General features: G+C 68.7%; 7 protein-coding genes. 5 read left to right on the top strand and 2 right to left on the bottom strand.

Annotated elements, in window-relative coordinates; translation table 11 throughout:
- Window positions 1-28: 28 nt before the first annotated feature.
- A complete protein-coding gene (locus tag ACYVII_RS10370; RefSeq protein WP_460534602.1) occupies window positions 29-1,435 on the bottom strand; it encodes a hypothetical protein in 1,407 nt (468 codons plus the stop codon).
- 196 nt (window positions 1,436-1,631) lie between these two features.
- Between ACYVII_RS10370 and ACYVII_RS10365 the strand changes: the two genes are divergently transcribed.
- Window positions 1,632-2,447, top strand: coding sequence for a ZIP family metal transporter (locus ACYVII_RS10365; RefSeq protein ID WP_460534600.1), 816 nt, complete (start codon window positions 1,632-1,634; stop codon window positions 2,445-2,447).
- A gap of 28 nt (window positions 2,448-2,475) precedes the next feature.
- Here ACYVII_RS10365 and ACYVII_RS10360 read toward each other — a convergent pair whose 3' ends face one another.
- Window positions 2,476-3,204 carry a VIT1/CCC1 transporter family protein gene (locus tag ACYVII_RS10360; protein ID WP_460534598.1) on the bottom strand — a complete coding sequence of 243 codons (729 nt, stop codon included), beginning with the start codon at window positions 3,202-3,204 and terminating at the stop codon, window positions 2,476-2,478.
- A 213-nt stretch (window positions 3,205-3,417) separates the two neighbouring features.
- On the opposite strand from ACYVII_RS10360, the gene ACYVII_RS10355 reads away from it, so the two are divergent.
- The 4 genes from ACYVII_RS10355 to ACYVII_RS10340 are packed head-to-tail and all read left to right on the top strand — an operon-like array spanning window position 3,418 to window position 8,010.
- Complete coding sequence (locus ACYVII_RS10355; RefSeq protein ID WP_460534596.1) at window positions 3,418-4,083, top strand: TetR/AcrR family transcriptional regulator; 666 nt, start codon at window positions 3,418-3,420, stop codon at window positions 4,081-4,083.
- Entirely contained in the window at window positions 4,080-5,357 is a 1,278-nt protein-coding gene (locus ACYVII_RS10350; RefSeq protein ID WP_460534594.1) for an MFS transporter, read from the top strand. Before ACYVII_RS10355 ends, ACYVII_RS10350 begins: the two co-directional genes overlap by 4 nt.
- Window positions 5,358-5,398: 41 nt before the next feature.
- Window positions 5,399-6,664, top strand: coding sequence for an alanine racemase (locus ACYVII_RS10345; RefSeq protein WP_460534832.1), 1,266 nt, complete (start codon window positions 5,399-5,401; stop codon window positions 6,662-6,664).
- Window positions 6,661-8,010, top strand: coding sequence for an FAD-binding oxidoreductase (locus ACYVII_RS10340; RefSeq protein ID WP_460534592.1), 1,350 nt, complete (start codon window positions 6,661-6,663; stop codon window positions 8,008-8,010). Before ACYVII_RS10345 ends, ACYVII_RS10340 begins: the two co-directional genes overlap by 4 nt.
- Window positions 8,011-8,055: the final 45 nt, after the last annotated feature.

Below are 8,055 nucleotides of genomic sequence, written 5' to 3'. Positions count from 1 at the left end.
GCGATTTAGCCGCGAAGCCGCGATCACGTTACTCGCGCAGGTACCCGCAGAGCACGGGCACGTGCCATCCGAGAGTCTCGTTCAGGGTGACGGTTCTGAGGTCGGGTGCGTCGGAACAGGCATCCTGCGCTGCCGGGATCTGCTGCGACCAGCTGGGTCCGGATGAGCGACGCGTCCAGGTGGGCAGGTAGTTCGCTGTCAGGCAGGCGGCGACGCAGGCTACGGCCGCTAGCCCGAGCGTGTACCGAACCCTGTACCGTCGCCTTGGATGGCCCCCCGGCGCTAGATCGGTCGGGTGCCGGGGCCGGCGAAGCAGCACGTCGGCGGCGACGAGCGCGATGCTGATCAACAGCATTCCGGGGACCACGCCGTACCTGGTCAGCCAGATGTGCAGCAGCTGACTGTGCGAGAGCGCCGCGTAGTCGTAGAACGGAGCGGGGTTGTCCACGACGGATGCCGTCCAGACGACGATCGAGAGGGTTGCCGCCGCGAGGATGGCCAGGCGTTGCCGCGCAAGGGCGTGACGCCAGGCGACGGCCACCAGCCCGGCGAGCAGCGCGACGATGGCCACGGCGAGGATCAGGCCTCCAGTCGCCACGAACCGCCCGACCTGGCTCTGCGGCATGAGGTCGGGAACGATCGCGTTGATCAGGTATCCCTCCGCGATCGAGAGGGGTGAGTCCTGTGCTGCGCTCGGCAGGCTTCGCGGTGCCAGGAGGGTGACGACGAGCTGCGTGGCAATTCCGATCGCCGGGCCGGCGACGAGCATCCACCCGTGTCGCCTGCGTGCCGCCGGAACCAGCAGAGGGAGAAGGAAGACGGCCTGGATCTCGCTGAGTGCGGCGGCGAGGCCCATCAGGCTCATGATGACGGCACCGCCTCGGGTGCGGGGCGTGAAGAGGAGCAGCCAGAACAGCATCCACATGAGCAGGGAGTGCAGGTTCGTCGGGGTGCCGAGAACGTCGCGGGGGCCCAGCGGAAGTAGCACGACGACGGAGGCCAGGATCACGCGCAGGGTTCGGCTGAACAGCACATCGCGCGAGGCGACGAAGACGACGCACGCGATCGCTCCGGTGACCAGGCACGCGCCCGCGGTCATCCCCAGCGCCCAATCGGCTGCGGGTAGCCACTGCACCACCGCTGCGGCGATCAGGCGCGGGACGAACTGGAGGTAACCGGCGTAGGGGACGAACGTCGCGCCGAAGAGTCCGTGTTGCTCCGCACCGAAGAGGAACAGCCGGCCGTCTTCGGCCCACAGAGTGTCGTGCGCCACCGGAGGCAAGCGGAACCACACCAGCAGCGCCGCACCCAGCGTGGCAGCTGGGAACCCGAGGGAGAACAGGGCGCGCCGCCGGAGACGATGGTCCGGTGCCTCTGGCGGGTTCCCGTGCGGGCGAGACGGCACTCGTATGCTGCGCGGAGCGAGAACCGTCATGAACCCATCGCACGCTCAGCACCCACAGGAACGAACAAGAGTCGGCGGCTTGGCCGCGTCTCACAACGTTCTCGTCAGCAGCTCATAAGTCGCGCACACAGGGACTCCGGCTCACGACGGAGACCCGCGGTACGGAGGAGTGCATTCCGTCCAGTAGGTTAGGTATGCCTAAGCTTCCCGGCGAAAGAGAGTGTGCGTGACCACAGGGACCGTCATCATGATGGGCATCATCGCGGGTGGGACGATCTTCATCGGTCTTCCGATCGGAAGGCTTCCAGCACGCGGCGCGGGTCTGCGGGCGCTCCTCAACGCCATCACCATCGGGGTCCTGCTCTTCCTGCTCTGGGACGTGCTCGCGCACGCCGTCGACCCGGTGGATGCCGCGCTCACCGCAGCGACGGACGGCCGGTCCTGGTGGCCGTTCGCCGGGCTCGCGGCGCTGTTGTTCGCAGGCATTGCCATGGGGCTCATCGGGCTCGTCGCCTACGACCGCTGGATCGCGCGGAGACCTCGCGAGCTGCACGTGCCGATCCATGGCGTGCTCCGGCTCGGCGACCCGGCCAGCAGGCTCGCGTTCCTCATCGCGGTGGGCATCGGGCTGCACAACTTCTCCGAAGGTCTTGCGATCGGCCAGTCGGCCGCTTCTGGCCAGTTGCAGCTCGCGGTCACCCTCGTCATCGGCTTCGCCCTGCACAACGCGACGGAGGGCTTCGGTATCACCGCGCCGATGGCGGCGTCGTCAGTACGGCCGCGCTGGCGTCAACTGGCGATTCTCGGTGCGATCGGCGGTGGCCCCACCTTGGTCGGAACCCTGCTCGGCAGCGTCGTGGTCAACGACGCGCTCGGCCTGGTCTTCCTGGCGCTCGCCGCAGGGTCGATCATCTACGTGCTCGTGCAGCTGATCGGAGTCGCGCTCAAGATGAGCCGCGGCTACACGCTCTATATCGGGGTCATGATCGGGCTGATCGCGGGCTTCGTGACGGACTTCATCGTGAGTGCCGGGGGAGCGTAGGCGCATAGAGCCCACTCCCTGGCGCGCCTCACACGCCTGAGGTGTGGAAGATCCGGCCGATGACGAAGGTGGCTGCGAGCGCGATGGCTCCGCCGATCACGACACGGAATGCGGCTCTCCAGCGCGAGCTTCCGCCGATCGCTGCGGCGGCGTATCCGGTGAGTCCGAGCGCCACGATGACCGCGGCGAACGTGATCGGGATGCGGTACGCCGCCGGGAGCAGGATCGTCAGCATCGGGAGCGCGCCGCCGACGAAGAACGACAGCGCCGACGCCAGGGCCGCATGCCAAGGACTGACGACGTCGTCGGGGTCGATGTCGAGCTCCGCTGACAGGTGCGCCCGGAGGGCGTCGTGTTCGGTCAGCTCGGTCGCCACCAGGTACGCGGTCTTCTCCGAGAGCCCCTTCGCGCGGTACAGGCCGGCGAGCTCCTCGAACTCCTCTTCGGGCATCGTGGCGAGTTCTTCGGTCTCCTTCGCGATCAGCGCGCGCTCGCTGTCGCGCTGACTGCTGACTGAGACGTATTCTCCGAGCGCCATCGAAACGGCTCCGCCCACGAGCGCTGCAAGACCGGCGACGACGATGGGGCCGATGCTGGGTGTCGCACCCGCGACACCGACGACGATCGCCGCCACCGACACGATTCCGTCGTTGGCGCCCAGCACCCCGGCTCGCAGCCAGTTCAGCCGCTGCGCGAGGCCGACGCGGTGCGGCTCATCCGCATGCTGACCCGGTACCGGAACATTCTGTTCGGACATGTCGGAAGCACATCACACGTTGCGCGTCGTATCCAGCAAGGATTGGCACACCTTCGGTGCGGCGCAGGGGTGCGGTCCGGTCCCGGATGATGCATACTTGGTCAACTGACCAAGTTCGGCGGACGGGCGACCCGTCGATCTCGTTGTCTCTGTTCGACGAGGAGCAGGAGCCATCATGCAGCACATCACATCGCAACCCGAACGGTCCGGCGCATGACGCGCATGTCGGTCTCCGAGCGACGAGCCGCCCTCGTCAGCGCCGCACTGCGGGTGATCGCGCGGGAGGGGGTCTCGGCCGCCACGACGCGCGCGATCTCCGCGGATGCCGGCATGCCGCAGGCATCCTTCCACTACGCCTTCGAATCCCGCGACGAGCTGATGCGCGAGGTGGTGAAGCACGTCGTGGAGCAGGAGGAGCGCTCGATCCTGCCCGCGATGGTGCCGGCATCCGCTCCCGCCGACATGCGCGAGGCGCTGCGCGCCGGCCTGCAGCACTACTTCGCAGGGGTCGTCGCCGACCCGGATCACGAGCGGGCGATGTACGAGCTGGCGCAGTACTCGCAGCGCACGCCCGGCGCAGAGCACCTCGCGCGGCTGCAGTACGAGAGCTACTTTGCGCTCGCGGTCGCCTCGCTCGAGACCGCGGCAGAACTGGTCGGCGCCCGCTGGCTGCGGCCGGTCGACGAGATCGGACGCCTGCTGGTCGGACTCACCGACGGACTCACGTCGACGTGGCTGGCGACCCGTGACGACGCGGCCGCCCATCGGCTCATCGATTTCGCAGCGGATGCCGTCGCGCGGCTGAGCGAGCCGGTCGCCGAAGCCGTGGATGTGCGGCCGCATGAAGATCGCACCAGCGCCTTGGGAGCACGGGCATGAGCGCGGACAACGCGACGGCGGACGACGCTCCGCTGACGGTCGCCGTCTTCGCCGAGCCGGTCCGGCGCGTCGGCGGACGCTGGATCGCCGCCTTCGCACTCGCCTGGTTCGGCGTCTGGATGGCGCAGCTCACGCCCATCCAACTGCTGCTGCCCGCGCAGATCCAGAATCAGTTGAAGACGGATGACTGGGTGCAGAACGTGATCGCGTTCGGCATCATCTCCGGCATCTCCGCTCTCTGCGCCATCGTCGCCTTTCCGGTGACGGGCGCGCTCTCCGACCGCACCACGAGCCGGTTCGGCCGCAGAAGGCCTTGGATAGCAGCGGGCGCGTTGATCTTCGCGGTCTCGCTGCTGCTGCTCGGCGTGCAGAACACCATGGCCGGCATCGGAGTCTTCTGGTGCTTCGCGCTGATCGGGTTCTGCGTGCTCACGGCGGCACTCACCGCCACCATCAGCGACCAGGTTCCGGTCGACCAGCGCGGTTATGTCTCGGGCTGGTTGTCGGCTCCGCAGGCGATCGGCATCATCGCCGGCATCCTGCTCGTCACGATGCTCGCACTGGGCACGTTTCTCGGCTACGCGGCGATGGCCGTGCTGCTCATCGTGTTCGTGATCCCGTTCCTCTTCATCCCCGATGCCGTGCTGCTGCCCAGCCAGCGGGCGCCGTGGTCGCTGGCGGCCATGATGGACTCGCTGTGGATCAGCCCGAAGCGCTACCCGGACTTCGGCTGGACGCTGCTGAGCCGCATCCTGGTGAACTTCGGCAACGCGTTCGGTACGACGCTGCTGCTGTACTTCCTCGAGTTCGGGCTGCATGACAAGCAGGCGCAGGACGACCTCGTCGTGCTCACGCTCATCTACATGGTCTTCGTGATCGCGGCCGCACTGGGTCTCGGCAAGCTCTCCGACGTGCTGGGCAGACGCAAGGCGTTCGTGTTCCTGTCCTCGACGCTCCAGGCACTGGCCGCGCTGATCCTGGCGTTCGTGCCGACGTTCGGGGTCACGATGATCGCCGCCGGCCTGCTCGGCCTCGGATACGGATGCTTCCTGGCGGTCGACCAGGCGCTCGCGACCCAGGTGCTCCCCGACCCGGAAACACGCGGAAAGGATCTCGGCATCATGAACATCGCGACCGCTGTGCCGCAGGCGGCAGCGCCGTTGCTCGGCGCGCTGCTGGTGTTCGTGGCAGGTTTCGCGGGCCTGTTCATCATGGCCGCGGTGTTCGCCTTCGCAGGCGCCGTCGCCGTCTCCCGGGTGAAGTCGGTGCGCTGATGACGGTCATCGCCCAGCAAGACCAGCACGAAAGCTCCGGAATGCGCTCTTCTGCCATCGACCTCTCGCTGCCGCCGCAGGCATCCCGCCGACGCTGGGGGAACCCTGCGCTGTATTGGCCGTCGCTGACCGCGGCGACCGCTCACCTCGACGCGCCGGTCGCCGTGCTCGAGCTCGACGCGTTGCGGGCCAACGCGCATGACATGCTCCGCCGAGCGGGCGGAACTCCCATCCGCATCGCCTCGAAGTCCGTGCGCGTGCGAGCCGTCGTCGAGGCCGCACTGGCGCTGCCCGGGTTCCGCGGCGTGCTCGCGTACACGCTGCCAGAGGCACTGTGGCTGGCCGAGGGGGACAGCGAGCACGAGCCGATCCATGATGTCGTCGTCGGATACCCGACGGCTGCCCGCTCCGCCATCCACCGCCTCGCGACCTCGCCGGAGCTCTCCTCACGCGTGACCCTCATGATCGATTCGGTCGATCACCTCGACCTCATCGACAGCGTCGCAGCGCCCGGCGCTCGCGAGAGCGTTCGCGTCGCCCTCGAACTGGATGCCTCCTGGCTCGGCCCCGTCGGCCGCATCGGCGTCTTCCGCTCTCCCGTACACACGCCGGATGACGCTGAGAAACTGGCGGCACACATCGCGGCGCGCCCGGGATTCACGCTCATCGGCATGATGGCGTACGAGGCGCAGATCGCTGGCCAAGGCGACGCGCCCGCCGGCCGGCCCGGCTACGCGGCCACTGTGCGCTGGATGCAGCGCAACTCGAAGGCGGAACTCCTGGAGCGCAGGGCGGCCGCCGTCGCGGCAGTGCGTCGCGTCGCCGAGCTCGAGTTCGTCAACGGCGGCGGAACCGGCTCGCTCGAGTTCACCTCGTCAGATCCCTCCGTCACCGAGATCGGGGCGGGCAGCGGGCTGCTCGGGGGCCACCTGTTCGACAACTACCGCTCGTTCTCGCCTGCGCCGGCGGCCGCGTTCGCCCTCGACGTGGTGCGCAAAGCGCAAGCGGGGAGTGCCACGATCCTGGGCGGCGGATGGGTGGCATCCGGCCCGCCCGCCGCCGACAGGCTGCCTTCCATCGTCTGGCCCACCGGACTGCGGATGGCGCCGCGGGAGATGGCAGGCGAGGTGCAGACGCCGGTGAGCGGCCCGAACGCCGCGGGGCTGCGCACGGGCGACCGGGTGTGGTTCCGGCACACGAAGTCCGGGGAGCTGAGCGAGCACGTGAACGAGTTCGTCCTCGTCGAAGGAGGCGAGGTCGTCGGCTCCGTGCCCACCTACCGGGGCGATGGGAAGGCCTTCCTGTGAGCGGGGCAGCCAGGACGGGAGCGCTGTGGCGCAACTGGGGACGCAGCGAGAAGATCCGTCCCGCTCGAGTCGAGCGACCGAAGGATGCCGGTGCCGTGCAACGCGCGGTCGTGGCGGCGGCGACGCGCGGGCTGCATGTCAAGCCGATCGGTGCGGGGCACAGCTTCTCAGGGGCCGCGGTCGCGCCGGGCGTGCAGCTGGACCTGCATGCGCTGAGCGGCGTGCTCGCGGTCGATGAGGCATCCGCTCGGGTCACTTTCGGCGCAGGGACGAATCTGTACCGGCTCCCCGAGCTTCTGGAGCCGTACGGGCTGGCCCTGGAGAATATGGGCGACATCGACCGGCAGACGATCGCAGGCGCCACCTCGACCGGTACGCACGGCACGGGAGGCCGATTCGGCGGGCTGGCCACGCAGATCGCGGGCGCGACGCTCGTCACCGGCGACGGATCGCTCCTGAGCGTGAACGAGACCGAGAACGCCGAGCTGCTGCCCGCGGTGCGTCTCGGGCTCGGCGCACTCGGCGTGCTCGTCGACCTCACCATCCAGTGCGTGCCCGCTTTTCTGCTGCACGCCGTTGAGCGCTCTGAACCGCTCGGGGGGGTTCTGGATGCCTACCTCGAGCGGTCCGCGAACGAGGACCACTTCGAGTTCTACTGGTTTCCGCACACCGACACGGCTGTCACGAAGACGAACACGCGCCTGCCGGCGGACGCGGACCGGCATCCGCGCCCCCGGTTCGGTTCCTGGGTCGACGACGAACTGGTCGCGAATGGGGCCTATCGAGCGATCTGTGCGTTCGGCTCGGTCTTTCCTGCCATGGTTCCGCGGGTGAATCGTCTCGCGGCACGCCTGATGGGCAATGGCGACTTCACCGACGACTCGCCCCGCGTCTTCGTCAGCGACCGCTCGGTGCGGTTCCGGGAGATGGAATACGCCCTGCCGCGCGAGGCGGTGCCGCACGCCGTGCGCGAGGTGGATGCGCTCATCCGCTCCCGGGGCTGGCGCATCTCGTTCCCGGTCGAGGTCCGTTCGGCGGCCGCCGACGACAACTGGATGTCCACCGCCTACGGTCGCGACACCGGCTACATCGCGGTGCACCGCTACCACCGTGAGGACCCCAAGGAGTATTTCGCCGCGGTCGAGGCCATCATGCGCTCTCATGACGGACGACCGCACTGGGGCAAGATGCACACGCGCACGGCCGACGACCTGCGGCCGGCGTACCCGCGCTTCGACGACTTCGTGGCGGTGCGCGACCGGCTGGACCCCGCCGGGGTGTTCGAGAACCGCTACCTGCGATCCGTTCTTGGCCCGGTGCGCGTGGGCGCAGGCAGCGCCGGTTGAGCATGCCGGTCGGCATCGAAAGCTGCCGGTAGAACTGGCCTGAAC

The sequence above is a fragment of the Humibacter ginsengiterrae genome (assembly GCF_054780115.1).
Note: the sequence above shows the minus strand (reverse complement) of the source record. Positions and strands in the feature narration are given on the sequence as shown.

Excerpts from the sequence above, each read along its gene's own strand:
- ACYVII_RS10370 (WP_460534602.1), bottom strand. The coding sequence starts at position 1,435 with ATGACGGTTCTCGCTCCGCGCAGCATACGAGTGCCGTCTCGCCCGCAC.
- ACYVII_RS10360 (WP_460534598.1), bottom strand. The coding sequence starts at position 3,204 with ATGTCCGAACAGAATGTTCCGGTACCGGGTCAGCATGCGGATGAGCCG.
- ACYVII_RS10355 (WP_460534596.1), top strand. The coding sequence starts at position 3,418 with ATGACGCGCATGTCGGTCTCCGAGCGACGAGCCGCCCTCGTCAGCGCC.
- ACYVII_RS10350 (WP_460534594.1), top strand. The coding sequence starts at position 4,080 with ATGAGCGCGGACAACGCGACGGCGGACGACGCTCCGCTGACGGTCGCC.
- ACYVII_RS10345 (WP_460534832.1), top strand. The coding sequence starts at position 5,399 with ATGCGCTCTTCTGCCATCGACCTCTCGCTGCCGCCGCAGGCATCCCGC.